Source organism: Streptomyces sp. PH10-H1, from assembly GCF_030063355.1.
Lineage (GTDB): Bacteria > Actinomycetota > Actinomycetes > Streptomycetales > Streptomycetaceae > Actinacidiphila.
Genome location: NZ_JASISZ010000002.1, coordinates 17566 through 43822, shown reverse-complemented (window position 1 = coordinate 43822; position 26257 = coordinate 17566). Strand labels below are relative to the sequence as shown.

23 protein-coding genes are annotated in these 26257 nt (G+C 68.9%); 10 read left to right on the top strand and 13 right to left on the bottom strand.

The genetic code is table 11. From position 1 onward, the window contains the following. Positions 1–20: 20 nt before the first annotated feature. The 3 genes from gnd to dnaA form a co-directional block, all read right to left on the bottom strand. Complete coding sequence (gene gnd / locus QMK24_RS01435) at positions 21–899, bottom strand: phosphogluconate dehydrogenase (NAD(+)-dependent, decarboxylating) (RefSeq protein WP_283463170.1); 879 nt, start codon at positions 897–899, stop codon at positions 21–23. Positions 900–976: 77 nt separating this feature from the next. Next, on the bottom strand, positions 977–2107 hold the full coding sequence (gene dnaN / locus QMK24_RS01430) for a DNA polymerase III subunit beta (RefSeq protein ID WP_283463169.1): 1131 nt from the start codon (positions 2105–2107) through the stop codon (positions 977–979). Between the two features lie 845 nt (positions 2108–2952). Further along, on the bottom strand, positions 2953–4716 hold the full coding sequence (dnaA, locus tag QMK24_RS01425) for a chromosomal replication initiator protein DnaA (RefSeq protein WP_283463168.1): 1764 nt from the start codon (positions 4714–4716) through the stop codon (positions 2953–2955). Between the two features lie 403 nt (positions 4717–5119). Between dnaA and rpmH the strand changes: the two genes are divergently transcribed. The 9 genes from rpmH (at position 5120) to QMK24_RS01380 (ending at position 11766) form a co-directional block, all read left to right on the top strand. Beyond that, positions 5120–5257 (top strand): 50S ribosomal protein L34, encoded by a 138-nt coding sequence (gene rpmH, locus QMK24_RS01420; protein ID WP_283463167.1) that lies wholly within the window; start codon positions 5120–5122, stop codon positions 5255–5257. A gap of 19 nt (positions 5258–5276) precedes the next feature. Continuing rightward, positions 5277–5648, top strand: coding sequence for a ribonuclease P protein component (gene rnpA, locus QMK24_RS01415; RefSeq protein WP_283463166.1), 372 nt, complete (start codon positions 5277–5279; stop codon positions 5646–5648). Continuing rightward, positions 5645–5977, top strand: a complete 333-nt coding sequence (yidD, locus tag QMK24_RS01410; protein ID WP_283463165.1) for a membrane protein insertion efficiency factor YidD — start codon at positions 5645–5647, stop codon at positions 5975–5977. The genes rnpA and yidD overlap by 4 nt, the downstream gene beginning before the upstream one ends. Positions 5978–5980: 3 nt before the next feature. Beyond that, a complete protein-coding gene (gene yidC, locus QMK24_RS01405; RefSeq protein ID WP_283463164.1) occupies positions 5981–7102 on the top strand; it encodes a membrane protein insertase YidC in 1122 nt (373 codons plus the stop codon). 26 nt (positions 7103–7128) lie between these two features. After that, complete coding sequence (locus QMK24_RS01400) at positions 7129–7644, top strand: Jag family protein (RefSeq protein WP_283463163.1); 516 nt, start codon at positions 7129–7131, stop codon at positions 7642–7644. Positions 7645–7766: 122 nt separating this feature from the next. After that, on the top strand, positions 7767–8513 hold the full coding sequence (gene rsmG, locus QMK24_RS01395) for a 16S rRNA (guanine(527)-N(7))-methyltransferase RsmG (protein WP_283463162.1): 747 nt from the start codon (positions 7767–7769) through the stop codon (positions 8511–8513). 233 nt (positions 8514–8746) lie between these two features. Then, on the top strand, positions 8747–9796 hold the full coding sequence (locus tag QMK24_RS01390) for a ParA family protein (protein WP_283463377.1): 1050 nt from the start codon (positions 8747–8749) through the stop codon (positions 9794–9796). Then, positions 9793–10887: a ParB/RepB/Spo0J family partition protein gene (locus QMK24_RS01385; RefSeq protein WP_283463161.1), complete on the top strand. Its 1095-nt coding sequence runs from the start codon at positions 9793–9795 to the stop codon at positions 10885–10887. Before QMK24_RS01390 ends, QMK24_RS01385 begins: the two co-directional genes overlap by 4 nt. A 261-nt stretch (positions 10888–11148) precedes the next feature. Then, positions 11149–11766 (top strand): GNAT family N-acetyltransferase, encoded by a 618-nt coding sequence (locus tag QMK24_RS01380; protein ID WP_283463160.1) that lies wholly within the window; start codon positions 11149–11151, stop codon positions 11764–11766. Positions 11767–11848: 82 nt separating this feature from the next. Here QMK24_RS01380 and trxA read toward each other — a convergent pair whose 3' ends face one another. The 7 genes from trxA to QMK24_RS01345 all read right to left on the bottom strand — a co-directional run bounded on the left by trxA (position 11849) and on the right by QMK24_RS01345 (position 21232). Beyond that, a complete protein-coding gene (gene trxA / locus QMK24_RS01375) occupies positions 11849–12187 on the bottom strand; it encodes a thioredoxin (protein WP_283463159.1) in 339 nt (112 codons plus the stop codon). Positions 12188–12233: 46 nt separating this feature from the next. Continuing rightward, positions 12234–13184, bottom strand: coding sequence for a thioredoxin-disulfide reductase (gene trxB, locus QMK24_RS01370; protein ID WP_283463158.1), 951 nt, complete (start codon positions 13182–13184; stop codon positions 12234–12236). Between the two features lie 101 nt (positions 13185–13285). Next, on the bottom strand, positions 13286–14179 hold the full coding sequence (locus tag QMK24_RS01365; RefSeq protein WP_283463157.1) for an RsmA family anti-sigma factor: 894 nt from the start codon (positions 14177–14179) through the stop codon (positions 13286–13288). Further along, positions 14176–14853, bottom strand: coding sequence for an RNA polymerase sigma factor SigM (sigM, locus tag QMK24_RS01360; RefSeq protein ID WP_283463156.1), 678 nt, complete (start codon positions 14851–14853; stop codon positions 14176–14178). Before sigM ends, QMK24_RS01365 begins: the two co-directional genes overlap by 4 nt. Positions 14854–14876: 23 nt before the next feature. After that, positions 14877–16580 (bottom strand): protein kinase family protein, encoded by a 1704-nt coding sequence (locus QMK24_RS01355; protein ID WP_283463155.1) that lies wholly within the window; start codon positions 16578–16580, stop codon positions 14877–14879. 124 nt (positions 16581–16704) lie between these two features. Beyond that, positions 16705–18816: a murein biosynthesis integral membrane protein MurJ gene (gene murJ / locus QMK24_RS01350; RefSeq protein WP_283463154.1), complete on the bottom strand. Its 2112-nt coding sequence runs from the start codon at positions 18814–18816 to the stop codon at positions 16705–16707. 43 nt (positions 18817–18859) lie between these two features. Beyond that, complete coding sequence (locus QMK24_RS01345) at positions 18860–21232, bottom strand: DUF6049 family protein (RefSeq protein ID WP_283463153.1); 2373 nt, start codon at positions 21230–21232, stop codon at positions 18860–18862. Between the two features lie 147 nt (positions 21233–21379). Between QMK24_RS01345 and QMK24_RS01340 the strand changes: the two genes are divergently transcribed. Next, positions 21380–22795, top strand: coding sequence for a CCA tRNA nucleotidyltransferase (locus QMK24_RS01340; RefSeq protein WP_283463152.1), 1416 nt, complete (start codon positions 21380–21382; stop codon positions 22793–22795). A 132-nt stretch (positions 22796–22927) separates the two neighbouring features. Here the strand turns inward: QMK24_RS01340 and QMK24_RS01335 are convergent, their stop codons facing one another. The 3 genes from QMK24_RS01335 to QMK24_RS01325 form a co-directional block, all read right to left on the bottom strand. After that, positions 22928–23722 carry an LppU/SCO3897 family protein gene (locus tag QMK24_RS01335; RefSeq protein ID WP_283463151.1) on the bottom strand — a complete coding sequence of 265 codons (795 nt, stop codon included), beginning with the start codon at positions 23720–23722 and terminating at the stop codon, positions 22928–22930. 48 nt (positions 23723–23770) lie between these two features. Beyond that, positions 23771–25048 (bottom strand): MFS transporter, encoded by a 1278-nt coding sequence (locus QMK24_RS01330; protein ID WP_283463150.1) that lies wholly within the window; start codon positions 25046–25048, stop codon positions 23771–23773. Between the two features lie 122 nt (positions 25049–25170). Next, positions 25171–26250, bottom strand: a complete 1080-nt coding sequence (locus QMK24_RS01325; protein ID WP_283463149.1) for an inositol-3-phosphate synthase — start codon at positions 26248–26250, stop codon at positions 25171–25173. Positions 26251–26257 lie beyond the last annotated feature (7 nt).

The window sequence follows — 26257 nt, the reverse complement described above, 5'->3', positions numbered from 1 at the left end:
ACCGGCCTCCCCGGTGATGACTACTTCTTGTTCTCGACCGCGTGGCCACCGAACTGGTTGCGCAGCGCGGCGATCATCTTCATCTGCGGGGAGTCGTCCTGGCGGGACGCGAAACGGGCGAAGAGCGACGCGGTGATCGCAGGCAGCGGCACCGCGTTGTCGATCGCGGCCTCCACCGTCCACCGGCCCTCCCCGGAGTCCTGCGCGAAACCGCGCAGCTTCTCCAGGTGCTCGTCGTCGTCCAGCGCGTTGACCGCGAGGTCGAGCAGCCACGAGCGGATGACGGTGCCCTCCTGCCAGGAGCGGAAGACCTCGCGGACGTCGGTGACGGAGTCCACGGCCTCCAGCAGCTCCCAGCCCTCGGCGTAGGCCTGCATCATGGCGTACTCGATGCCGTTGTGAACCATCTTGGCGAAGTGGCCGGCGCCGATCCTGCCCGCGTGGACGGAGCCGAACTCACCCTCGGGCTTGAGGGCGTCGAACACCGGCTGCACCTTGGCGACGTCCTCGGCGGAGCCGCCGTACATCAGCGCGTAGCCGTTCTCCAGGCCCCAGACACCGCCGGAGACGCCGCAGTCGACGAAGCCGATGCCCTTGGCCTTCAGCTCCTCGCCGTGCTTCTCGTCGTCGGTCCAGCGGGAGTTGCCGCCGTCGACGACGATGTCGCCGGGGGAGAGCAGGCCGGCGAGCTCGTCGATGGTCGACTGGGTGGCCGCACCGGACGGGACCATCACCCACACGACCCGCGGACCCTTGAGGGTGTCCACAAGCTCCTTGAGGCTGTGGACATCGGCCACGTCCGGGTTCCGGTCGTAGCCGATGACGGTGTGGCCCGCGCGGCGAATGCGCTCGCGCATGTTGCCGCCCATCTTGCCGAGACCGATGAGACCGAGCTCCATCACAGATCCTTCGTTCGAAGCGTGCCTGACCTAGACCCGAGCCTACGACGGGCCCGCGCGACCGGCTCAGCCGGACATCAGCCGGACAGGCGCACCGGCATGATCAGGTACTTGTACGCGTCGTCCGCCTCGGCGTCCACGGCCGGGCGGCCGCTGAGCAGCGCGGGCTTGGTCGAGGTGGTGAAGGACAGCTGGGCCACTGGCGAGTCGATCGCGCTCAGGCCGTCCAGCAGGAACGTCGGGTTGAAGGCGATCGAGATGTCGTCGCCGTCCAGCTTGGAGTCGACGCGCTCCACAGCCTGTGCGTCGTCGCTGGAGCCGGCTTCCAGGGTGAGGACGCCCTGCTCGAAGCTCAGCCGCACCGGGGTGTTCCGCTCGGCGACCAGGGCGACGCGCTTGACCGCCTCGACGAACGGCGCGGTCTCGATGACGGCGACCGAGGCGAACTCCGTCGGGAAGAGCGTGCGGTATTTGGGCAGGTCGCCTTCGAGCAGCCGGGTGGTGGTGCGGCGGCCCGCGCCTTCGAAGCCGATCAGGCCCTCACCGGCACCGGCCCCGGCCAGCGCGATAGAGACTGTGTCTCCGCTGGTCAGAGACTTTGCGGTGTCGAGCAGGGTCTTGGCGGGCACCAGGGCGACCGCGGAGATGTCGGCCTGCTCGGGCTTCCACATGAACTCGCGGACCGCGAAGCGGTAGCGGTCGGTGGCGGCGAGGGTGACCGTGTCGCCCTCGATCTCGATCCGCACACCGGTGAGCACCGGCAGCGTGTCGTCACGTCCGGCGGCGATGGCCACCTGGGCGGCCGCGGCGGCGAAGACCTCACCGGGCACCGTGCCGGAGGCGACCGGCATCGCGGGCAGTGCCGGGTACTCCTCCACAGGCAGGGTGTGGAGTGTGAATCGCGAGCTGCCGCAGACGACCGTGACGCGGGCGCCTTCGGTGGAGATCTCCACAGGCCTATTGGGAAGTGCCCGCGAGATGTCGGCGAGCAGCCGGCCGGAGACCAGGACGGTGCCGTCCTCGTCCACGTCCGCGTCGACCGAGACCCGGGCCGAGACCTCGTAGTCAAAGCCGGAGAGGCTGAGCCTGCCCTCCTCCGCCTTCAGCAGCAGTCCGGCGAGGACCGGTACCGGGGGACGGGCCGGAAGGCTACGGGCTGCCCAAGCCACCGCCTCGGCGAGTACGTCGCGCTCCACCCGGATCTTCACCGGAACCGCCTCCTGCTTGTTGCTGGCTGTCGGGGAACAGTCTGACAGCCGCCGCCGACAGTCGGTGCGGGTTGGGGTCAAGCCGGGGTCGGCGGTGTCGGGCGGCTCCGGCCCGAGTTGTGCACACCCCATGCTTCGAAGCAGGTTCCCAGTTATCTATACGTAGTCGTAGTAATAGGTGTTGTGGATACCGTGGATAAGTGGTTCCTGCGCAGGTCAGGCCCTGTTTTTTATCCACCGCGCCTGTGGGTGGGGCCGGTGGACAACCACCCGTCTCTGTGGACAGCCAGAAGTTGTGCACACGGCATGCACAGGGGACCCCCACTTCTCCCCAGCACTGTCCCCAGAAATACCCGGGTTCTCCCCAGCCCAATCCACCCCCTTGGTGTGACGCGGTTCACTCTCCTCGGGGACAGAGGCCGTTTTGTTGCCGAACAGTGGACAAACGTGTGGAGAAGCTGTGTACAACCCCCTCCAGCCTGTGGGCGGGCGGTGGACAACCTCCGAACAAGCCTGTGGGCAATTTCTCTGTCCACAGGCTGTGGATGAAGGTTTCCCACAAATCCACACCCTGCTGACCTCCCCTGTTGAGTATGCAGTGGGCTTGCCTGTGGAGGCAGTTGGGACAACTTCGCAGTCCCCAGGGTGTGGACGGCCGGATCGGCCCCAACCTGTGGAGAAGCCGAGATCGGGGCCATGGAATCGAACAAAAAGAAGCGCCCCGGGAGTTCGACTCCCGGGGCGCACCGGCGTTTCCGCCGTGATTCGACTCGTGGATCAGCTCATGGACCGTCTCGTGAGCCGGCTCACGGCGGGCTCTGGGTCACCTTGCCGTGGACTCCGGGTCAGCTTTTGATGCGGTTCGTCAGCTCGGTCACCTGGTTGTAGATGGACCGCCGCTCGGCCATCAGCGCGCGGATCTTGCGGTCCGCGTGCATCACCGTCGTATGGTCCCGGCCGCCGAACAGAGCGCCGATCTTAGGCAGCGACAGGTCCGTCAGCTCACGGCACAGATACATGGCGATCTGCCGGGCGGTGACCAGCACCCTGCTGCGCGAGGACCCGCACAGGTCGTCCACCGCCAGGCCGAAGTACGCCGCGGTCTCCGCCATGATCGCGGGCCCGGTGATGTCCGGCACCGAGTCCTCGCCGCCCGGGATCAGGTCCTTGAGGACGATCTCGGTCAGCTGGAGGTCCACCGGCTGTCGGTTCAGGCTCGCGAACGCGGTGACGCGGATCAGCGCGCCCTCCAGCTCGCGGATGTTCCGCGAGATGCGCGAGGCGATGAACTCCAGCACCTCGGGCGGGGCGTTGAGCTGTTCCTGCACCGCTTTCTTACGCAGGATCGCGATCCTGGTCTCCAGCTCGGGTGGCTGGACGTCCGTGATCAGGCCCCACTCGAAGCGGTTGCGCAGCCGGTCCTCCAGCGTCACCAGCTGTTTGGGCGGCCGGTCGGAGGAGAGCACGATCTGTTTGTTGGCGTTGTGCAGGGTGTTGAACGTGTGGAAGAACTCCTCCTGCGTCGACTCCTTGCTCGCCAGGAACTGGATGTCGTCGACCAGCAGGATGTCCATCTCGCGGTAGCGCTTGCGGAAGGTGTCGCCCTTGCCGTCGCGGATGGAGTTGATGAACTCGTTGGTGAACTCCTCGGAGCTCACGTAGCGCACCCGCGTGCCGGGGTAGAGGCTCCGCGCGTAGTGCCCGATGGCGTGCAACAGGTGGGTCTTGCCGAGCCCGGACTCGCCGTAGATGAAGAGCGGGTTGTACGCCTTGGCCGGCGCCTCGGCGACCGCCACGGCCGCCGCGTGCGCGAAGCGGTTGGACGAGCCGATGACGAAGGTGTCGAAGAGGTACTTGGGGTTCAGCCGGGCGGTCGGCTCGTTCGACGGCGGGCTGCCCGGGGCGCCCCGCCCGGGGGAGGCCTGGTCGTGGCGGACCTGGTCGTGGCGTCCGGAGTCATGGCGCCCGCTGTCGTGCCGGTCGCGGTCGCGCTCCGGCGGCTGTGACCGGTATCCGGGCTGCGGCGCCGGCGGGTAGGAATCGCGGTCCCGTTCCGCCGGGTACCGGTCCCGCTCGCTCTGGTAGCCGTCGCGCTCCTGGAAGCCGCCGAGCCGCGGTTGCCAGGGGTCGTCCGCGGCGGGGCGCGGCGGCCACTCGTCGGCGCCGGGGCGGCCGGACGGATGGTCGGGGTAGGCGCGGCGCATCCGCGGGCCGTCGTCGTGGGACGGGCGGTCGGACTGCGGACGGTCGTAGGACTCGTCGTACTCCCGCCGGTGCTGTCCGTACGGGGAGGCTTCCGGGGCCGGCTCCTGCGGGGCGGGGGCCGGGCCGTCCTGGTCGCCGCCGGACGCGACGGCGATGGCGATGCCGACGGGGTGACCGAACTCACGGCTGAGCACTTCGGTGATCAGTGGCAGCAGACGGCCTTCGAGGACGCTCTTGGCGAACTCGTTGGGGGCGGACAGCACCGCGGTGCCCGCGACCAGGGCGAGCGGCTGGGTGCGCTTGAGCCACTCCGCGTCCTTCGGCTTCAGGTCCTCGCTCTCCACCAGCAGTTTCTGGAGGACGCGTGGCCACACCGCGGCAAGATCGGCAGAAACGTCAGCCACAGTGCACGCTCTCTCAGTCAGTCGCTGGGTGGTGCCGAGAAATCCCACGAAGGTGTGGTTCTTGGGACTGGCGGGAAGGATGTCGGGTCGGGTGTGCGGTAGATGCCCGAGTTCGGCCACGGTAGTCAGGGCAGCCCTGGTGGTTCAAGTCGTTGTCCACAGGCTGTGCACAAACGGAGCCCCAGGTGACCCCGGTTTGACCGGATGGGTCAACCGCACGTACCGTATCGAGGTCGAGTTGTCGATGGCTGCTGCCGCCTGCCCACCGATGGGCGAGGATCAACCGGGACCCCCTGGAAGATCGTCAAGCGGTGCACCTAAATGGTCCGCGAGTTTCTTCGTGGGCGCACGGTGACAGCCAGGCGACGTCCCGCCTTCACCCGATTTTCCCTGGAGCCCCCGAGTGAGCAAGCGCACCTTCCAGCCGAACAACCGCCGCCGCGCGAAGACCCACGGCTTCCGTCTGCGGATGCGGACGCGTGCCGGTCGCGCGATCCTTGCGGGGCGCCGCGTCAAGGGCCGCGCCAAGCTGTCCGCCTGATCGCGACAGGTCGCGTGCTGTGCTGCCCACCGAAAATCGGCTGAGGCGGCGCCAGGACTTCGCGGCCGCGGTACGCCGAGGACGCCGAGCGGGTCGCCCGCTTCTGGTTGTCCATCTGCAAGCAGACACCACGGACCCGCACGTTCCGGGGGGGAACACTCCCCCGGCACGTGCGGGTTTCGTTGTGAGCAAAGCGGTCGGCGGCGCCGTGCAGCGCAACCTCGTGAAGCGCAGGCTGCGGCACCTGATCCGCGAACGCCTGGTCCTGCTGCCCCCCGGTAGCCTGGTAGTCGTACGAGCGCTGCCCGGAGCGGGCGGTGCTGACCATGCACAGCTGGCCCGCGACCTGGACGCCGCCCTGCAGCGGCTGCTGGGAGGGGTGGCGCGATGAAGTACCCGCTGCTGGCGCTGATCAAGCTGTACCAGTGGACCATCAGTCCTTTGCTGGGCCCGGTCTGCCGGTACTACCCCTCGTGCTCCCACTACGGGTACAAGGCCATTGATGTGCACGGAGCGGTGAAGGGGTCGGCGCTGACCGCCTGGCGCATTCTGCGGTGCAATCCGTGGTCGCCCGGCGGTGTCGATCATGTTCCGCCCCGCAAACGCCCCCCGTGGCACGAACGGCTGCGCAGTATGGTGCGCGACAGCAAGGGCGGTCCCTCCGCCGTCGCTGAGACCGGCCCGGCCGCAGAGACCTCGCCCCATGCTCAAGGAGCCTGATTAGTGGACACGATCTCGAATCTGTTCAGTTTTATCACCACACCGGTCTCCTGGATCATCGTCCAGTTCCATGCGGTGTACGGGAAGATCTTCGGTGACGACAGTGGCTGGGCCTGGGGCCTGTCCATCGTGTCGCTCGTGGTCCTGATCCGTATCTGTCTGATCCCGCTGTTCGTGAAGCAGATCAAGTCGACCCGGAACATGCAGGCGCTCCAGCCGAAGATGAAGGCGATCCAGGAGCGCTACAAGAGCGACAAGCAGCGTCAGTCCGAAGAGATGATGAAGCTGTACAAGGAGACGGGTACCAACCCGCTCTCCTCGTGCCTGCCGATCATCGCCCAGTCGCCGTTCTTCTTCGCCCTGTACCGCGTGCTGAGCAGCATCGCCAACGGCCACCCCATCGGTGCGATCAACCAGCACCTGCTGGACAGCGCCAAGCAGGCGCACATCTTCGGTGCCCCGCTGGCGGCCAAGTTCACCGAGAGCGCTGACAAGGTCGCGGCGCTCGGCGCCTCGCTGACCGACGTCCGGGTCGTTACGGCGATCATGATCGTGATGATGTCGGCGTCGCAGTTCTACACGCAGCGCCAGCTGATGACGAAGAACGTCGACATGAGCGTGAAGACGCCGTTCATGCAGCAGCAGAAGATGCTGATGTACGTCTTCCCGGTGATGTTCGCCGTCATGGGTATCAACTTCCCCGTCGGTGTCCTCGTCTACTGGCTGACCACCAACCTGTGGACCATGGGCCAGCAGATGTTCGTGATCCGCCGGAACCCGACTCCGGGCAGCCTGGCCTTCAAGCAGCGCGAGGACCGGCTGCGGGCCAAGGGCAAGCTGGTGGAGCCGCCCGAGGAGATCGCGGCCAAGGAGGCCGTCGAGGTCGCCCGGGCCAACCGCCAGCAGCCGAAGCGGCAGACCAAGGCGCGCCGTACGACAGGCGGCGCCGCCCAGGGCTCCGCGGCCGCTTCCGACGCTCCGGTGGCAGACAAGCCGAGCCTGACGAAGAAGGAGCCCGGGGACGCCAAGCCGTCCGGCGGCTCCGCTGCCTCCGGCTCCCCCAGAACGTCCAAGGGCGGGCAGCGCAAGGGTCAGCAGCGCCCTAAGCACCCGTCGAAGAAGTAGTGCAGACCCTGATGAGGAGCCCATCCGTGACGGAAGGCAACAGCACCACTGTGACCGACGGCGGCTCCGCCGATCGCCTGACCCGCCTTGAGCAGGAAGGCGAGATCGCGGCCGACTACCTGGAGGGTCTGCTCGACATCGCGGACCTCGACGGGGACATCGACATGGATGTCGAGGGCGAGCGGGCTGCCGTCTCGATCGTCGGCGACTCCGCCCGCGACCTGAATATGCTGGTCGGGCGGGACGGCGAGGTGCTTGAGGCGCTGCAGGAGCTGACCCGTCTCGCGGTGCACCGCGAGACGGGCGACCGGAGCCGGCTGATGCTGGACATCGGTGGCTTCCGGGCCCGTAAGCGGACCGAGCTGGCGCTGCTGGGTGCGAAGGCGGCCGCGGAGGCGAAGGGCACCGGGCAGCCGGTCAAGCTCGACCCGATGACGCCGTTCGAGCGCAAGGTCGTGCATGACGCGGTCGCCGCCGCGGGGCTGCGCAGCGAGTCCGAGGGCGAGGAGCCCGAGCGCAGGGTGGTCGTGCTTCCGGTCTAGACCGGGCACGGTGCAGCGCCGGAACAGCTCAATCGGCCCCGTCTGCTCGCAGACGGGGCCGATCCTTGTAAGCCTGGTGGTCGCGGTACGCGGCAACGGGAGCGACAGAAAGGACAGTCCTCGTGACGGAGGCAGCAGCGGAGGCGGCGGCGGAGCTTCCCGCGCCGCCCGAGCAGGCGCAGGCAGTGTTCGGCGAGCGTTTCGCCGATGCGGTCCGCTATGCGGAGCTGCTGGCCGACGCGGGTGTGCGCCGGGGTCTGATCGGTCCTCGTGAGGTGCCCCGGCTGTGGGAGCGGCATCTGCTGAACTGCGCGGTGCTGTCCGAGGTGATTCCGCGGGACATGACGGTGTGCGATGTGGGTTCCGGGGCGGGGCTGCCGGGGATTCCGCTGGCACTGGCCCGGCCGGATCTGCAGATCACGCTGCTGGAGCCGCTGCTGCGGAGGACCACGTTCCTGGATGAGGTGGTCAAGCTTCTGGGCCTGTCCAATGTCACCGTGGTGCGGGGGCGCGCCGAGGAGATGGTGGGGAAGCTCCCGGCGGTGGATGTGGTGACGGCGCGGGCGGTGGCTCCGCTGGAGCGGCTGGCCGGCTGGGGACTTCCGCTGCTGCGTCCGCACGGCGAGATGACGGTGCTGAAGGGCGACACGGCCGAGGATGAGCTGAAGGCGGCGCGAGCCGCGCTCGGCCGGCTCGGTGCGGTGAAGACGTCGGTGGTACAGGTCGGTGAGGGTGTGGTGGACCCGCTGTCGACCGTGGTGCGGGTGCTGGTCGGGGAGAGCCCCGGTGGTGTACGGGCGGCGACCCGCAGGGCCAAGGCGGCGCGGGCGAGCAGGGCGGCGAAGAACCCGGGCCGACGCCGGTTCTGAGCCGCGTTCTACTCCATACAAACGGCCAAAACGACATAATTCGGAGTGTCTTCGAGATAACGGGCACAACGCTGTGCATCGTGTTCCACGTGAAACGTCGCTCCCTGCTCCCAGGAGTCCTCAGTCGCGGTCGTGCCGCAGCTGAGGCGCGCGCCAAGAAGCCCCCGAAGTCGGCTCATGAGGTGGATTCATCCACAGGCAGCCGGGCCTCGCTGGTTCACGACCCCGAAAGCATGGCAGGCTCTGTTCATTGCGAGCCTGTAGTCGAGGAGAGTGAATCCTTGCGGTCCGACGCCAACATCGCGGGGCCGATGACCGATCCGGTCCCCGGTCCCCGTTCCGAATCATTCGGGGGTGATGTTTCACGTGAAACATTGCCCCCGCTGGACGACACCCCCATCGGTCGCGCCGCCCAGTTGGCGGTCGAGGCACTCGGTCGGGCCGGTGAGGGACTTCCCCGGCCGGCTCACACCCGAGTGATGGTGGTTGCCAATCAGAAGGGCGGGGTCGGAAAGACCACGACCACGGTCAATCTCGCCGCTTCGCTCGCGCTGCACGGCGCGCGCGTGCTGGTGATCGATCTGGATCCCCAGGGCAACGCCTCCACGGCGCTGGGGATCGACCACCATGCCGATGTGCCGTCGATCTACGACGTCCTGGTGGAGAGCAGACCACTCTCCGAGGTGGTGCAGCCGGTCCTCGATGTCGAGGGCTTGTTCTGTGCGCCCGCCACGATCGACCTCGCGGGCGCCGAGATCGAGCTGGTGTCCCTGGTGGCCCGGGAGAGCCGGCTGCAGCGGGCCATCGAGGCCTATGAGCAGCCGCTGGACTATGTCCTCATCGACTGTCCGCCCTCACTCGGCCTGCTGACCGTGAACGCGCTGGTGGCCGGGGCCGAGGTGGTCATCCCGATCCAGTGCGAGTACTACGCGCTGGAAGGCCTGGGGCAGCTCCTGAAGAACGTGGATCTGGTCCGCGCTCATCTCAACCCCAAGCTGCATGTATCCACCATCCTGTTGACCATGTACGACGGCCGGACCCGGCTCGCCGCCCAGGTCGCGGATGAGGTGCGCACCCACTTCGGCAAGGAAGTGCTGCGCACGAGCATCCCGCGCTCGGTCCGGATCTCAGAGGCACCCAGCTACGGCCAGACCGTGCTGACCTATGATCCGGGTTCCAGCGGGGCACTGTCCTACCTCGAAGCGGCGCGCGAGATGGCGTTGCGCGGCGCCGAGGGCACCAATGAGCAGGATCAGCACAGCATGTCGGAGGGGATCCAGTGAGTGATCGACGCAGAGGGCTCGGCCGTGGTCTAGGCGCGCTGATCCCGGCCGCACCGTCAACGGCGGGCACATCGCCGTCGGCGGTACCGATTCTGACCGCAGACCGGAGCATGCTGGCGGCCACGAAGGTCGCCGGCCTGGTGGACCGCAGAACCCATGACGCCCCGCCAGTGGTCGAGATCCCCGTTTCACGTGAAACGGAGCCCGATCTGCCGGCCGAGGCGCCCCCGGCACCGAGCGCGTACTTCGCCGAACTGCCGATCGACTCGATCACGCCGAACTCCCGTCAGCCCCGTGAGGTGTTCGACGAGGACGCGCTGAACGAGCTCATCACCTCCATCAAGGAGGTGGGGCTGCTCCAGCCGGTCGTGGTGCGGCAGTCGGGTGCCGAGCGCTATGAGCTCATCATGGGCGAGCGCCGGTGGCGGGCCTGCCGTGAAGCCGGTCTGGAGAACATCCCCGCGATCGTCCGGGCGACCGATGACGAGAAGCTTCTTCTGGACGCGCTCCTGGAGAACCTCCATCGTGCCCAGCTGAACCCGCTGGAGGAGGCGGCAGCATACGACCAGCTGCTGCGTGACTTCGCCTGCACCCATGAGCAGCTGGCCGACCGGATCGGGCGCTCGCGTTCACAGGTCTCCAACACGCTGCGGCTGCTGAAGCTCTCGGCTCCCGTTCAGCGACGGGTCGCGGCCGGAGTGATCTCCTTCGGGCATGCGCGCGCCCTGCTCTCACTGGAGGACGGGGAGGACCAGGATCTGCTGGCGCACCGGATCGTGGCCGAGGGGCTCTCGGTGCGGGCGGTCGAAGAGATCGTGACCCTGATGAACGCGGAGCCGAAGAGCGCGAAGAAGGCGGCGGGTCCGCGGGCGGGCCGGCGGGTGTCCCCGGCACTGACCAATCTCGCCACCCGGCTCTCGGATCGCTTCGATACCCGGGTGAAGGTCGACCTGGGGCAGAAGCGCGGAAAGATCGTTGTGGAGTTCGCTTCGATAGAGGATCTGGAGCGGATCCTGGGGACGATGGCCCCGGGTGAGGGCAAGGTCCTGGAAAGCAGGCTGGACGAGGAGTCCGACGACGACGTCGAATGAGTCCCGCTCGGCGGAGCGGGTGGTGTTCCGGTCGGAACGCCACCCGCTCTTTGCTTTCCCTACGTGTCGCGGGACAGGGGGCGCGACTACGATGCGTAGGGGTAGGGATCCTCTCCGGGGAGGGAAGCCCATGCGTGCGGCGAAGGTCGGACTGGAGCACGAGCGGCACATGGCCGCTCTGGTGGCGGCAGGACTGGGCCTGGGAGCGGTAGGGGGATTCGTGGGCAGTTTGGTTCGCGACAGAAATGAGGGCCTGGCCATATGGGGCGTCGGCTCGTTCCGCTCACGCTGGACAACCTCTCGGATCTCCCCAAGCGCTGCAGATCGTGCGTCTTCTGGGAACTCGATCCGGTAAGCGGTGAGGCGGCCGTCCAGGCCGGTAAGCCGGAACTGGAGAAAGAGGCGTGGATCTCCGCGGTGCTGCTGGAGTGGGGCTCGTGCGGACGCGTGGTGTACGTCGACGACGTCCCGGCCGGCTTCGTTCTCTATGCCCCTCCGGCGTATGTGCCGCGTTCGATGGCCTTTCCCACCAGCCCGGTATCACCGGACGCGGTGCAGCTGATGACCGCCAGGATCATGCCCGGGTTTCAGGGGCAGGGCATCGGGCGGGTCCTGGTGCAGACGATCGCCAAGGATCTGGTGCGGCGCGGAGTCAAAGCGGTTGAGGCGTTCGGCGACGCGAAGTGGTCAGAACCGGGGTGCGTGCTGCCGGCCGACCATCTGCTGGCGGTGGGCTTCAAGACAGTGCGTGCGCATCCGCGGTATCCGCGGCTGCGGCTGGAGATGCGATCGGCGATCTCCTGGAAGGAAGACGTCGAGATGGCGATCGACCGGCTGCTCGGCGCGGTCCAGAAGGAACCGGTCCTGAGACCGCTGTAGGCGTCATGGATGCCCGGAACGAGAACAGGCCCGCTCCGGAAGGAGCGGGCCTGTTCCACGTGGAACGCCGGACGGCGTCGCGTCAGACGGCGTCGCCGATGAAGTCGGCGAGCTCGCGCTTGATGGCGGCCTTCGGCTTGGCGCCGACGATGGTCTTCACGACCTCGCCGCCCTTGTAGACGTTGAGGGTCGGGATCGACATCACGCCGTACTTGGCGGCGGTGACCGGGTTCTCGTCGATGTTCAGCTTGACGATGGTGATGTCCTCGGCGTGCTCCTCGGCGATCGCCTCCAGGGAGGGGGCGATCTGCCGGCACGGTCCGCACCACTCGGCCCAGAAGTCGACGAGCACCGGCTTGTCGCTGCCGAGTACCTCTTCGGCGAAGGTCGCGTCGGTCACAATCTTGGTCTTGCCGGCCACGGCAGTCTCCTCAGTCTTGATACGTGTGGGGAAGATGGTCTGGGGGTCAGGCGGTCTTCTCGGCGTCCGCGAGGGCGGCGAGGAAGCGTTCGGCGTCCAGCGCGGCCGAGCAGCCCGTACCGGCTGCTGTGATCGCCTGACGGTAGGTGTGGTCCACGACGTCACCGGCGGCGAACACTCCGGGGATGTTCGTACGGGTGCCGGGCGCGTCGACAGTGAGGTAGCCCTCGGCGTCCAGGTCCAGCACGCCCTTGAACAGCTCGGTGCGCGGGTCGTGGCCGATGGCGATGAACAGCCCGGTGACGGGCAGCTCCGAGGTCTCACCGGTCTTGGTGCTGCGCAGGGTGAGGCCGGACAGCTTGTGCTCGCCGTGGATCTCCGCGACCTCGCTGTCCCACACGAACGAGATCTTCGGGTCGGCGAACGCGCGTTCCTGCATGGCCATGGAGGCACGCAGGCTGTCGCGGCGGTGGACGATCGTCACGGTCTTGGCGAAGCGGGAGAGGAAGGTCGCTTCCTCGATCGCCGTGTCACCGCCGCCGATGACGGCGATGTCCTGGTCCTTGAAGAAGAAGCCGTCGCAGGTGGCACACCAGGAGACACCGCGCCCGGAGAGCTGGTCCTCATTGGGGAGGTTCAGCTTGCGGTGCTGGGAGCCGGTGGTGACGATGATCGTCTTCGCCCGGTGGACGGTGCCCTCGGTGTCGGTGACGGTCTTGATGTCACCGCTGAGGTCGACCGCGACCACGTCGTCCGGGATCAGCTCGGCGCCGAAGCGCTCGGCCTGGGCGCGCATGTTGTCCATGAGGTCCGGGCCCATGATGCCCTCGCGGAAACCGGGGAAGTTCTCCACCTCGGTGGTGTTCATCAGGGCCCCGCCGGCGGTGACCGATCCCTCAAAGACCAACGGCTTCAGGGCGGCGCGCGCGGTGTACAGCGCGGCTGTATAGCCCGCAGGCCCGGATCCGATGATGATCACGTTACGGACGTCGCTCACGGGTGTCTTCCTCGTCTCTACCGACTACTGCGGGGCCCTGGCGGGACTCTCGTCCTGCCTAACGGATCCTAAGGGTCCAGCATTCCCGTGGCCGTACGCCGTTAGCGCGCGTACGTGTCCTCGTGCAGTACCCGGCCCGGCGCGGTGGAGCAGGAGGCGTCCACGACATACGCGTCGACGCGGGCCTTGTCGCCGGGATGGGGCAGGACCACGAGATAGGAGTCGGTCCCCTCGTAGGGTTCGTGCGCGGCGGCGAGCGGCTGCTCGGTGCGGTGGATGGCGTTCTTGACACAGGCCGGGACCAGTGCCCCGGTACCGCGCACCGTCTCGGTGGGGGTGGTCTCGCCGCCGAGTGCCGGGGACTGCACGTCGCCGCCCGAGCCCGGCGCGGACCGCAGGAGTTCATGGACGCGCACCTGCAGGTCGCCACCAGGCGCGATGCTGCTCTTCTTGACGCTCTCGTCGCCCGCCCGGGGAGACGAGACGGCGCTGGTGCCCTTGGCGCTGTTGCTGCTTCCCGGGCCGATGGAGTTGACGAGGATGCCGCCCAGACCCAGTACGGCGACGGTGGAGGCCGCGATGAGCAGTGTCCTGGCCCTGCGGCGCCGGGGGCGGGCGCGGTCGCGTCCCGGTCCGGCCGGGGCCGGGGAGCGGCCCTCGGGGCGGTCGGCCGTCGGCGCTGTTCCACGTGGAACCGTCGCGGCGGCGGGTGTTCCACGTGAAACATCCGCCGGTGCCGTCGAGTCGAGGAGCGCTTCGGCGGCCAGCGCCGCGTCGATGCGGCCGGCGATGTCGGCAGGCATCCGCGGCGGGCCGGGGAGTGTGCCGAGCAGATTGCGGATCTCGTCCAGCGAGGTACGCACGTCCGCGCAGAGCCCGCAGGTGTCGAGATGGCCGCGTACGTCCGCGGAGCGGCCCGGCGGAAGGATGCCTTCGGCCAGGTCCGAGATCTCCGAGACCTCGGGGTGGGAGTCCATCCCCGTCGTCGAAGTCACTGGTGGCCACCTCCGCCCTTTTCCGTTGCCGTCTCTGGGACGGATGTCCCCTCCGCCCGGTTCCTTCCCCCGCCGGGGTCCGCGCTACCCCCTGGGTCGGCGCGCAGATGAGTGAGGAGTGGGAGGAGTCGTGCCCGGCCGCGCGCGCATCTGCTTTTCACGGTTCCGGTCGGCACATTGAGTACGGCGGCGGCCTCGGCGACCGGGTAGCCCTGCATGTCCACCAGCACGAGCGCGGCGCGCTGCTCGGGAGGAAGGGTGGCTAGTGCGGTGATCAGTTCGCGGTGGAGTTCCCCGCGCACCGCGGGCGCCTCGGCGGATTCATGGGGTTCGAGGAGGGTCTCGAAGCGATCCTCGTCGGAGACGGGGGCGGTGCGGCGGGATGCGGTCTTGCGCGCCCGGTCCAGGCAGGCGTTCACGGTGATGCGGTGCAGCCAGGTGGTGACGGCGGACTGGCCCCGGAAGGTGTGTGCCGCACGGAAGGCGGACACCAGGGCGTCCTGGACGGCGTCTGCGGCCTCTTCGCGGTCCCCCAGGGTGCGCAGGGCGACCGCCCACAGGCGGTCGCGGTGGCGCCGGACGATCTCCCCGAAGGCATCGGGGTCCCCCGCGACGTGCCGGGCGAGGAGATCAGCGTCGCTGGCCTCCTCGCCGGGCTTGCTATCCGCATCCACAAGCGCCTCCCCCGTCCGGCCCCTCAGCTCGCGCCGAGGACCTTTATTTCCGTGATGCCACCACGGAAGCCGCCACTGGACTCGGGTGGCAGGTCGGTGATGTGGATCAGGACGTAGCGCGTCTCCACGGACTTGCCTGCGGACAGCTGCGCGGTGCTCCCGGCCTTGAACGCCGGGGACAGCCGCTGCGGGAAGTCCGCGAGCGCGGTGGGGTGGGAGGCGTCCGGCGCGGCGGCCAGCACCTCGATCGTCTGGCCGGGGGCCCACATCGCCAGGTCGACGCCGGTGACATGCCGCCGGCTGCCCAGATCGACGATGATGCCACTGCCCTGAATGCGGTTGGGCAGATTGCCGAAGTTCGACTGACCCTTGTAGTTGCTGGTGATCCAGGACGTGTCGTTCTTGCCGTCGATGGCGAATCCGGCCTTGTCGGCTGCTATCGGTGAGTCCAGGGGTGAGAACTCGGTGGCCGCCGACAGGGCCAGCGGTGTGCCGGACGGGGCGTGGCTGGGGTCCTGTCCCGCCCGCTGGGAAGTGCCGCTGTCCCCCTCGGTCTGCGCCTCACGGCCCATGAGGGTGTCCGCGAGCTGCCAGCTGCCCAGGCCCAGCGCGGCGATCAGGAGCGCGGAGACGGCCCACTTGAGGACCTTGCCGGTGCGGCCGGGGAGGGCCGGTGGCGGCGGCGGAGCGGCGGGCGCCGGCCGGGGCGCGGCGGGCGCCTGACGGTACGGGCCCTGCTGGTACGTGGTGCGCTGGTACGGCGAGATGTCCGGCTCGGGGGGCCGGATACGGGGGAGGCCGGCGACCACCTTGGCCAGCTCCTCCGGGGTGGTGCAGGGCGACTCCTCGCGGGAGGCGGTGGCGCCCTCGTTGACGAGGGCGCGCATGGCGATCTCGGACAGCCCGCGGTGGACCCCGGCCCGTACCTGGTCGGGGGCGACGAGGCCCACGGCCTTGGGGAGGCCGGTGAGGCCGTACGCGTCCTCCGCGTAGGGCCAGCGCTGGGTGAGTGAGGCGTACAGCAGCGCGCCGATCGCCTCGGTGTCCTCGCGCTGCGGGCGCTCGGACTTCAGGCCGCGCAGCGCGGCGGTGACGGCGAGGCCGCGGATGCGGTACTGGCCGGAGCCGGTGCGCAGTACGGAGCCGGGGCCGAGCCGCAGATGGGCCAGTCCCTCGCGGTGAGCGGCGGCCATGGCCTGGGAGACCTGGCTGACCATCTGGTAGGCGTCGTGGGGCTCCAGCGGTCCCGAGGCCAGGGTGTCGCTGAGCGCGGCGGCGTCGGGGAGCCATTCGTGGATGACGTAGACGAGGTCGTTCTCCTCGACCGCGTCGAGGACTTGGACGAAGCGGGGGTCACCGAGGAGTGCGGCCGAACGGGCGGCGGCGAGTACTTGGCGGGCCCGGGAGTGGCTGGCGGGCAGGAGGTGGATGCCGACGGCGCGCCGCAGCTTCTCGTCGACGGCTCGCCAGCTGCTGAAGCCGTCGAGGCGGGTGACGCACTCCTCCAGCTGGTAGCGCCGGGCGAGTTTGTGGCCACTGTGGAGTTCGGGCGGCGTGCTCTTCCCCTTGTGCTGTCGTTCTGCCTCGTCCTGGGGTTCTTCCTGCGCGTCCTGGGGGTTCTTCCGGTCCGTCGTCTCGTCGGGCGTGGCCCCGTCCTGCTGGGCGGTGAGCGGCGGCTCGCCGCTCTCGTTGGCCACTCCGACGGCAGCCGTACTCCGATCCGCCACCGTCGTTCCTGCCTCCCCATCCGTTGCGCGATCCGACTTCAAAGCCAAGGGCAATTGTGCCCACAGTCCAGCCCTATGCACGACACGCGGCGGGACGCGATGGTTGTCCGCCGTGTTCTTTCGATCAGCGGCCGAGTCTGCCGCGCACCATGCCGACCATCGCGGTCATTTCCTCGATCCTCATCCGCTTGGCGGCGATGTAGAAGACGCCGATCAGCAGAGCGCCGCCGACGATGAGCGAGACCAGCGAGCCGGACGCCCCGCTGCCCAGGGCCCGGGTGATGCCGTAGACCGCGACGCCCGCGGCCAGGGCGGCGGGGAAGCAGGCGCCGGTGAGGCGCGCGTACGTCCGGGTGATGCGCTTGCCGTCGAGGTCGCCGCCCAGCCGGGTTCGCAGCCGCCTGACGGCGACGCCGACGCCGACGGCGTAGGCCAGTCCGTAGGAGAAGGCCATACCGACGACGGCCCAGCGGGACGGGAGCACGGTGAAGCAGACGACGGACGCCGCGGCGTTGACCGCGGCGACGATCACCGTGTTGTAGAAGGGGGTGCGGGTGTCCTCGAAGGCGTAGAAGCCGCGCAGGACGACGTACTGCACCGAGAACGGAATCAGGCCGATCCCGAAGGCCATCAGGATGAATCCGATGTTGCGGGCGGAGTCGGTCCCGGTGCCGGCGTAGAGCAGGCTGCACATCGGTACGCCGAGAGCGAGGAAGGCGAAGGCGGCCGGGACGATGGCCACGGCCGAGGTGCGCAGGCCGTAGGAGATGTCGTCGCGGACGGCGGGGGCGTCGCCGTCGTGGGCGGCGCGCGAGATCCGTGGCAGTACCGCGGCCATCACGGAGACCGTGATGATCGCCTGCGGCATCTGCCAGATCAGCAGCGCATTGTTGTACGCGGTGATGCCGGTGCCCTGGAAGCCGTGCTTGTCGGCGTCCGAGCCGGCCCAGGTGGCGAGCTGGGTGACGACGATCAGGCCGGCCTGGTTGGCGAGGACGAAGAAGAACGTCCACTTGGCCAGCTTTGCGGCATGGCCCAGTCCGTGGCCGCGCCAGTCGAAGCGGAGCCGGAACTTGAAGCCCGCCTCGCGCAGATAGGGGAGCATCGCGATGGACTGGACGGCCAGGCCGAGCAGGGTGCCGATGCCGAGCAGCTGCACGCCCTCGGGGGAGATCGTGGTGGCGTCCAGCTTGGTCGTGCCGTACGAGCCGTAGACCCAGATGAACATGCCGAACGTGAAGATGACGACGATGTTGTTGAGGACCGGGGTCCACATCATCGCGCCGAACTTGCCGCGGGCGTTGAGGATCTGGCCCATGACGACGTGCACGCCCATGAAGAAGATGGTGGGCAGGCAGTAGCGGGCGAAGGTGACCGCGACGTCGAAGGTGGCCGGGTTGTCGGCGATCTTCGTGGACATCATCCGGACCAGCAGCGGGGCCGCGATCACGGTGAGGGTGACGATGCCGCCGAGGATGACCATGACCAGGGTCAGCAGGCGGTTGGCGAAGGCGGTGCCGCCGTCCTCGTCGTCCTTCATCGCGCGGACCAGCAGCGGGACGAAGACGGAGTTGAGACCGCCGCCGACGGTGAGGATGTAGATCATCGTCGGCAGGACCATCGCCACCGCGTAGGAGTCGCCCAGGGTGGCGACACCGATGGCCGCGGCGATCACCAGGGTGCGGACGAAGCCGGTGAGGCGGGAGACGAGCGTGCCGGCGGCCATCAGGGCGCTGGACTTCAGGATGCTGCCGCCACGTCCGCCGGAGCGGGGCGCGGGGACGGGAGCCGCCGGCTGCGGCTCGTCATCAGGACCGGCCGGCACCATGGGCGCCACGCCGGGGGCCGCCGCGGGCTGCTGGTCCCGGTAGAGGTGCGCGTACGCGTCGTAGGGGGCCGGCTCCTCGGCCGAATGGGTCACCAGGTCGTCCACACCGACGTACTGGGTGGCGGCGTTGTCGCCGTACGGCATCTGGTAGTGCTGCTCCTGCGGGGGCCACTGCTGCCCGTACGGCGGGGGCGGCGGCGGGGGGTGGGCGGCGCGGTCGTAGAGGGCCTCGCCCACCGGGTCCTGCGCGGTCGGATCCTGCTGCTGGTACGGATCGTAGGCGTAGGTGTCCTGCAGATAGGGGTCGGGCGGAACCGGCTGGTGCCCGGGCGGGGGTGGCGGTACCTGTGCGCGCGCATCCCCGGCCGGAGTCTCCCGGTCGCGGTCACCGTCGTACGGCGCGTTCATCTGCCCCACCTTATTGATTGTCCGCTGTAGAGGCCCGGCCTGGCTATCGGTCCACCTTCTCACCCGTCCGGGGCGGCTCCGTGTTTTCGGGGGCGGTGTCCGCTGCCGGGTCACCCTCCTGCCCGGGTTCGGCGCCGCCCGCGCCACCCGCGCCGTTGTTCCCGCCGTTGCCCTCGCCCTCGCCCGAGTCGTCGTTCCCGTTGTCGTCATCACCGTCACCGCTGCCACCACCGTCACCGCCGTCGGCGGGGGCCCTGCGCTTGCGCTGGCGGTACATCCGCACGCCGGCCAGGACGAGGAGCAGCAGTCCGCCGGCGATCACCAGCATGACGGTGTCGGTGATCGAGGTGACCTTGACGCCGAACGTGATCGGGTCGCCGTACTTGACGCCGTCCTTGGTGTAGAGCTGCGCCGTCACCTGGGCCAGGCCGTTCGCGCCCGCCTTGGTGGTGAACTTCAGCGAGCGGGTGTGGCCGCCCTCGACGGTGACCGGCTGGGGCGCGCCGACGTCCAGCCGGATCGCGGCGCTGGAGGTGAGCCGCAGTTCCAGGCCGGTGACCGCCTGGCCGAGCTCGTTCTTCACGGTCACCGGGATTGTGGCGCTGCGCCCGGACAGGGTGAGGTTGGTCTTGTCCAGGATGTGCACGGAGCCCATGAGGTCGGTGAGGTAGTTGCCGATGGAGTCACGGAACACGAAGGCGCCGTCCGGGTTGCCGCGCCATGCGTTGGACATCGAGCGCAGAACGGCGGCGGTGAAGGGGACGGTGACCCGGTCCTTGCGGCTGAGGATCACCGTGAATCCGTTGAGCTGGCCCTGCGTCCGCTGGATGTCCTGGAACGCGCTGGCGCTGATCTCCTGCTTGCGCAGGTAATCGGGGTACGAGGACGTGCCCGGCACCTTGCGGTTGGCGGCCGGGTCGGCGGTGGCCTTGGTGGCCGCGTCGAAGGTGAGGGTCTCCGCCCAGGCGCTGCGGTCGACCGCGGCGATGCCCCGTGCCATCTCCTGGGCCTGGGACGCGGTGGGCATGCGCTGCGGGGCGACGACGATGCTGCGCTGCTTGGTCGGAGCCTGCATGGTGATCATCAGGCTCTGGGAGAGGAACTCCTGGATGGCGAGGGTCGAGGTGGAGGCGCGGAGCATGTCGCCCTGGAATGCCTTGGAGAGGTTGGCGTCGGTGACCACCGCCGTGGTGCCGCCGCTGATCGGCCGGGCGGACGTGGGGGTGTAGTCGATCGCCCCGGTCTCGCCGAAGCTGTCGCTGCGGGCGATGACCTTGTCCGCTCCGCCGGCGGTGGCGACATCGATGATGGACGGGTCGACGGCTCCGTCGGCCGGCCAGGCCACATTGGCGGTCGGTGTGAGACCGAGGATCGTGTCGACGGTCCTGACACCCAGATCAGTGGCCGTCTTGAGGTGTCCGAGGGTGGCGGGGATGTCCTTGCCGTGGTGGGCGATCGAGGCGATGTCGGTGTCGCCGAAGGGCAGCGCCACCACCTCATGGCCGGCGGTGGCGGACTTCAGGTTGTTGAGCCACAGCTTGGCGTTCTCGGTGCCCGTCCCCGCGGTCGTGTTCTTGATGTCGCCGTCCGGGCCCAGCACCCGGTAGCTGCGAGTCATGAAGTCGATGGTGGCGAGCAGATCCGGGTCGATGGCCCAGGTGATCGGCAGGGTCTTGCCGAGCTCCACAAGCTGCTGCAGCCGGCCGCCCGGTGCGAGCTCCGCGGCGAGGCCGTCGTCGAGGAAGATCGGGCTCTGCTGGTCGTCGGTGTCGCTGCGCACCGCCAGGTGGGGCCGGTCCGCCAGCGGCCACAGGAAGGTGAACTGGGTCGGCTTGGCCTCGGCCTTGTCGTACCAGGGGAGAAAGGTCCGCTGGATGCCCAGAACGTGGTCGTACGCCTCGTCGGCGGTCTGGCCGTTGAGGGTGACCCCGAGCTGGTAGACGCCGTCGCTGCCCAGCTCCAGGGCGCTTACGGGGACCTTCAGGGAGAACGCGCTGCTGGTCCCGGCCGGGATGTCCGGCAGTTTGGCCGTGTGGCCGGTCAGCAGCGAGCCGTCGGCACTGGTGTACCCGGTGCGTGCGGCGGCGGCGCTGATCGCGCTGCGGCTGCTCAGGGGACCGTCGGAGGCGACGCGCACGCCGGCCTGGGCACCGGTGATGGTGTCCCGGCCCTTGTTGGTCACGGTGCCCGCCACGGTGATCGTGCCGTCCTTGGCCGGGACGATCGGGTCGACGGATTCCAGGGACACCTGGGCGGTCCGTGATCCACTCCCCGCTTCGGCGGCGTACGAGACCGGTGCGCTGTGCGCCTGCAGCAGGCCGGCGAAGAGCGACGCCCCGGCGATCAGCGCGGCCGCGCGACGGAGCCGTCGCGGCCGGGCTGTGGGTGTACCGGGTGACTGTGCCGCCTCGCCCACTCGTTTGCCCGTCCCTCGTCGTCAATCGGATGTGCGTCCTGGCATGTTAACGATCGCGCGGGAGGCAAAGTGCTGCGGACTGCTCCATGTGGTCCGGCGACGGAACGGGGAGGCCGGGAGGCTCGCGGCCACGTACCCTTTTACGTTGTGCCGAATGCCAACAATGACCCCCAGAACCAGCAGGCCCCTCACATGGTCGCGCCGGTCGCCGAAGACCTCGGCCGCCGCTTCCAGGAAGCCGGCTTCAAGCTCGCCCTCGTCGGCGGCTCGGTCCGTGACACCCTGCTCGGCCGGCTCGGCAACGACCTGGACTTCACGACCGACGCCCGGCCCGAACAGGTGCTCAAGATCATCCGCCCCTGGGCGGAGGCCGTGTGGGAGGTCGGTATCGCCTTCGGGACCGTCGGGTGCATGAAGGACGGCTTCCAGGTCGAGGTCACCACCTACCGCTCGGAGGCGTACGACCGGACCTCGCGCAAGCCGGAGGTCTCCTACGGCGACACCATCGAGGAGGATCTGATCCGCCGGGACTTCACGGTCAACGCGATGGCTGTCGCGCTGCCCGGATCCACCTTCGTCGATCCCTACGGGGGCCTCGACGACCTGGCCGGACGGCTGCTGCGCACCCCGGGCACGCCGGAGGACTCCTTCTCCGACGACCCGCTGCGGATGATGCGCGCCGCACGCTTCGCTGCCCAGCTGGACTTCGAGGTCGCCCCGGAGGTCGTCGCCGCGATGACGGCGATGGCGGACCGTATCGAGATCGTCTCGGCGGAACGGGTGCGGGACGAGCTCAACAAGCTGATCCTCTCGGACAACCCTCGCAAGGGTCTCCGGCTGCTCGTCGACACCGGACTCGCGGACCGGGTGCTGCCGGAGCTCTCGGCGCTGCGCCTGGAGCGCGACGAGCACCACCGGCACAAGGACGTCTACGAGCACTCGCTGACCGTCCTGGAGCAGGCCATAGACCTGGAGACGGACGGCCCCGACCTGGTGCTGCGGCTGGCGGCGCTGCTGCACGACATCGGCAAGCCGCGGACCAGGCGCTTCGAGTCCGACGGGCGGGTCTCCTTCCACCACCACGAGGTGGTGGGCGCCAAGATGACCAAGTCCCGGATGGCCAAGCTCAAGTACCCCAACGACATGATCAAGGACGTTTCGAGGCTGGTCGAGCTGCATCTGCGGTTCCACGGTTATGGCACCGGCGAGTGGACCGACTCCGCCGTCCGGCGCTATGTACGTGACGCGGGGCCGCTCCTGGACCAGCTGCACAAGCTCACCCGGTCCGACTGCACGACGCGCAACAAGCGCAAGGCGGCGGCGCTCTCCCGTACCTACGACGGGCTGGAGGAGCGCATCGGCGAACTCCAGGAACGGGAGGAGCTCGACTCGATCCGCCCGGACCTGGACGGCAACCAGATCATGGGGATCCTGGATGTCCCGCCCGGCCCGGTGATCGGCAAGGCCTACCAGTTCCTGCTGGAGCTGCGGCTGGAGAACGGCCCGATGGCCGAGGAGGACGCGATCGCCGCGCTCAAGGAATGGTGGGCGGCGCAGGACTGACCACAGGACCGACCGTGCGGGACGGCCCCATGTTCCACGTGGAACATGGGGCCGTCGTGCGCCGCCGAGGGGCGATGTTCCACGTGGAACATCGCCCCTCGATTCAGCGGTCCCGCTTCAGCGGACGTCGGTTCAGCGGACGTTGGTGAGGCAGAGGATGAAGTCGTTGCCGCCGCCGCTCTGGTCGTACTCGGTGAAGCGGGTCGGGTCACACGTCGCGCTGGTGCCGGAGTGCTTCTCGACGACCTTGTACTGGGCGTCGGACGAGTCGCAGCCGACGACCTTGAGATTCGGCCGGCTGGAGGTTCCGGAGTTGTGCATGCAGTCGCCGACGGCGGCCGTGCTCGCGCTCTTGTCGAACGCGCTCGCTGCCACGATCACGGCGATCACGACGAGCGGGGCCAGGATTCCATAGGCTCCGATCCGCCCGAAGATCGGCTTTCCAGGCTCGCGGGGCGGTCCCCAGCCACCGGTGGGCGCGGGGAGCTTGTTGAACTTCCCCCGTGCGCCCAGGTTGATCAGCAGGGTGACCGGTGTGATGACGAACGAGGCGATGCCCCACCAGCCCTGCCACAGGGTCTTGGTGGTCATGTCGCGGTGCGTGGCTATACCGCACGAACGACAGTAAGTGGCCTTCAGCTTGAGGAACCGCATGATGATCAGGAAGCCTTGGTGCCCGCGGACCGTGGCAGGGACCGCGGGAGAGCCGCCGCAGAAGGTGCAGGTGCCCGGCTGGCCGGCCTGCTGGGGATACGGCTGCCCCGACTGCTGGGGGAAGGGGTTGGCACCCTGCGGCTGCTGGCCGTACGGGTTGCCACCCTGCGGCGGCTGCGGCTGCTGGCCGTACGGATTTCCGCCCTGCGGCGGTTGCGGCTGGCCATAGGGATTTCCGCCCTGCGGGTACTGCGGTGGCGGTGGCGCGGTCATGGGTGTCCCCCGATTGGGATGTATGAGCGAGGTAAGAACGGCCGAACACTACTGGACGGGCCTGCCACGGAGCATTGTCAGGGCCACCCCCGCGTACAGCAGGGCCAGAACGCCGATCAGGACCGCGGACCGGCCGTCCGGCGGGAGCATCAGGGCGGCGACGGCCGCGGCGCCGACGAAGGCGACGTTGAAGGCGACGTCGTACAGGGAGAAGACCCGGCCCCGGTAGGCGTCGTCGATGGCGGACTGGACGACGGTGTCGGTGGCGATCTTGGCCCCCTGGGTGCACATACCGAGGGCGAAGGCGGCGATCAGCATGGGGGCGGGGGCGAACGGCAGGGCCAGCGGGGGGAGAAGCACGGCAGCGGAACCGGCGCAGACCGTGATCCAGCCGGCGGTGCCGAAGCGGTCTGTAGCCCAGGGCGTGACGACCGCGGCGGCGAAGAAGCCCGCGCCCGAGACACCCACCGCGAGGCCGAGCAGGGCGAGTCCGCCACCGGGAGCGTTCGGCGCGGTGTTCCAGGCGTACCGGCACAGCATCAGCAGGGCGACGGTGAGTGCGCCGTAGCAGAACCGCAGGGCGGTCATGGCGCTCATGGCCCGGACGGCGTCCGGGCGGCCGCGCAGATGGCGCAGGCCGTCGGCGAGGCCCTGCACCGTGCCGGCCACGGCTGTACCGAGACGGGGCGGGAGGAGGGCGGGGTCGGGCCCGAGGAGATCGCGGGCCATCGCGAGGGCGGCCAGCCCCGCGCAGAGGTAGAGGAACGCGGCGAGCAGCACGACGGTGGCGTCGGCGCCGGCGCCCTTGGCGAGGCCGAGGTGGATCAGGAAGGCGAGGCCGCCGCCGGCCGTGGCGGCCAGTGTCCCCGCGGTCGGCGACAGGGAGTTGGCCATGACGAGCCGCTCGTCGTCCACGACACGCGGCAGCGCGGCCGAGAGCCCGGCCAGGACGAAGCGGTTGACCGCGGTGACGGACAGCGCGGACAGATAGAACAGCCAGTCCGGGACACGGGCCAGGATCAGCGCGGCCGTGGCACAGGACAGGACAGCCCGCAGCAGGTTGCAGTACAGCAGGACCTGGCGGCGCCGCCAGCGGTCCAGCAGGACCCCGGTGAAGGGTCCCAGCAGGGAGTACGGCAGCAGGAGTACGGCCATCGCGGAGGCGATGGCGGCGGGGGACGCCTGTTTCTCGGGTGAGAAGACGACGTAGGTGGCGAGCGCGACCTGGAAGACGCCGTCGGAGAGTTGGGTCAGCAGGCGCACCGCGAGCAGCCGCCGGAAGTCGCGCAGCCGCAGCAGCACGCGAAGATCGCGCACAACAGCCATGGGCACAGCCTCACATGACGCGTCAGGCCCCGGGTGCAACACCCGGGGCCTGACGATTACGCGTCGTGCGTGCTCAGCGCTTCAGCGCCGTATGGGCCGATGAGCCCGTGAGCCGGATGGGCTCAGCGCTCGAGCTCGCCCTTGATGAACTTCTCGACGTTGTCACGGGCCTCGTCGTCGAAGAACTGCACCGGCGGGGACTTCATGAAGTACGAGGACGCGGAGAGGATCGGGCCGCCGATGCCGCGGTCCTTAGCGATCTTCGCGGCACGCACGGCGTCGATGATGACACCGGCCGAGTTCGGGGAGTCCCAGACCTCGAGCTTGTACTCCAGGCTCAGCGGGACGTCACCGAAGGCGCGGCCCTCGAGGCGCACGAACGCCCACTTGCGGTCGTCCAGCCAGGCCACGTAGTCGGACGGGCCGATGTGCACGTTGTCTGCGCCCAGGTCGCGGTCGATCTGCGAGGTGACGGCCTGCGTCTTCGAGATCTTCTTCGACTCGAGGCGGTCGCGCTCCAGCATGTTCTTGAAGTCCATGTTGCCGCCGACGTTCAACTGCATGGTGCGCTCCAGCAGCACACCGCGGTCCTCGAAGAGCTTCGCCATCACACGGTGCGTGATCGTGGCGCCGACCTGCGACTTGATGTCGTCACCGACGATCGGCACACCGGCCTCGGTGAACTTGTCCGCCCACTCCTTGGTGCCGGCGATGAAGACCGGGAGAGCGTTGACGAACGCGACCTTGGCGTCGATGGCGCACTGCGCATAGAACTTCGCGGCGGTCTCGGAGCCGACGGGCAGGTAGCAGACCAGAACGTCGACCTGGCGTTCCTTGAGGATCTCGACGATGTCGACCGGGGCCTCGTCCGACTCCTCGATCGTCTCGCGGTAGTACTTGCCGAGCCCGTCAAGGGTGTGGCCGCGCTGGACGGTCACGGGGCTCTGCGGGACGTCGCAGATCTTGATGGTGTTGTTCTCGCTGGCGCCGATGGCGTCCGCGAGGTTGAGGCCGACCTTCTTCGCGTCGACATCGAAGGCGGCCACGAACTCGACGTCACGTACGTGGTAGTCGCCGAACTGCACGTGCATGAGGCCAGGCACGCGGCCGTTCGGGTCGGCGTCCTTGTAGTACTCGACACCCTGCACCAGCGACGCGGCGCAGTTGCCCACGCCAACAATGGCTACGCGAACCGAACCCACGGTTGCT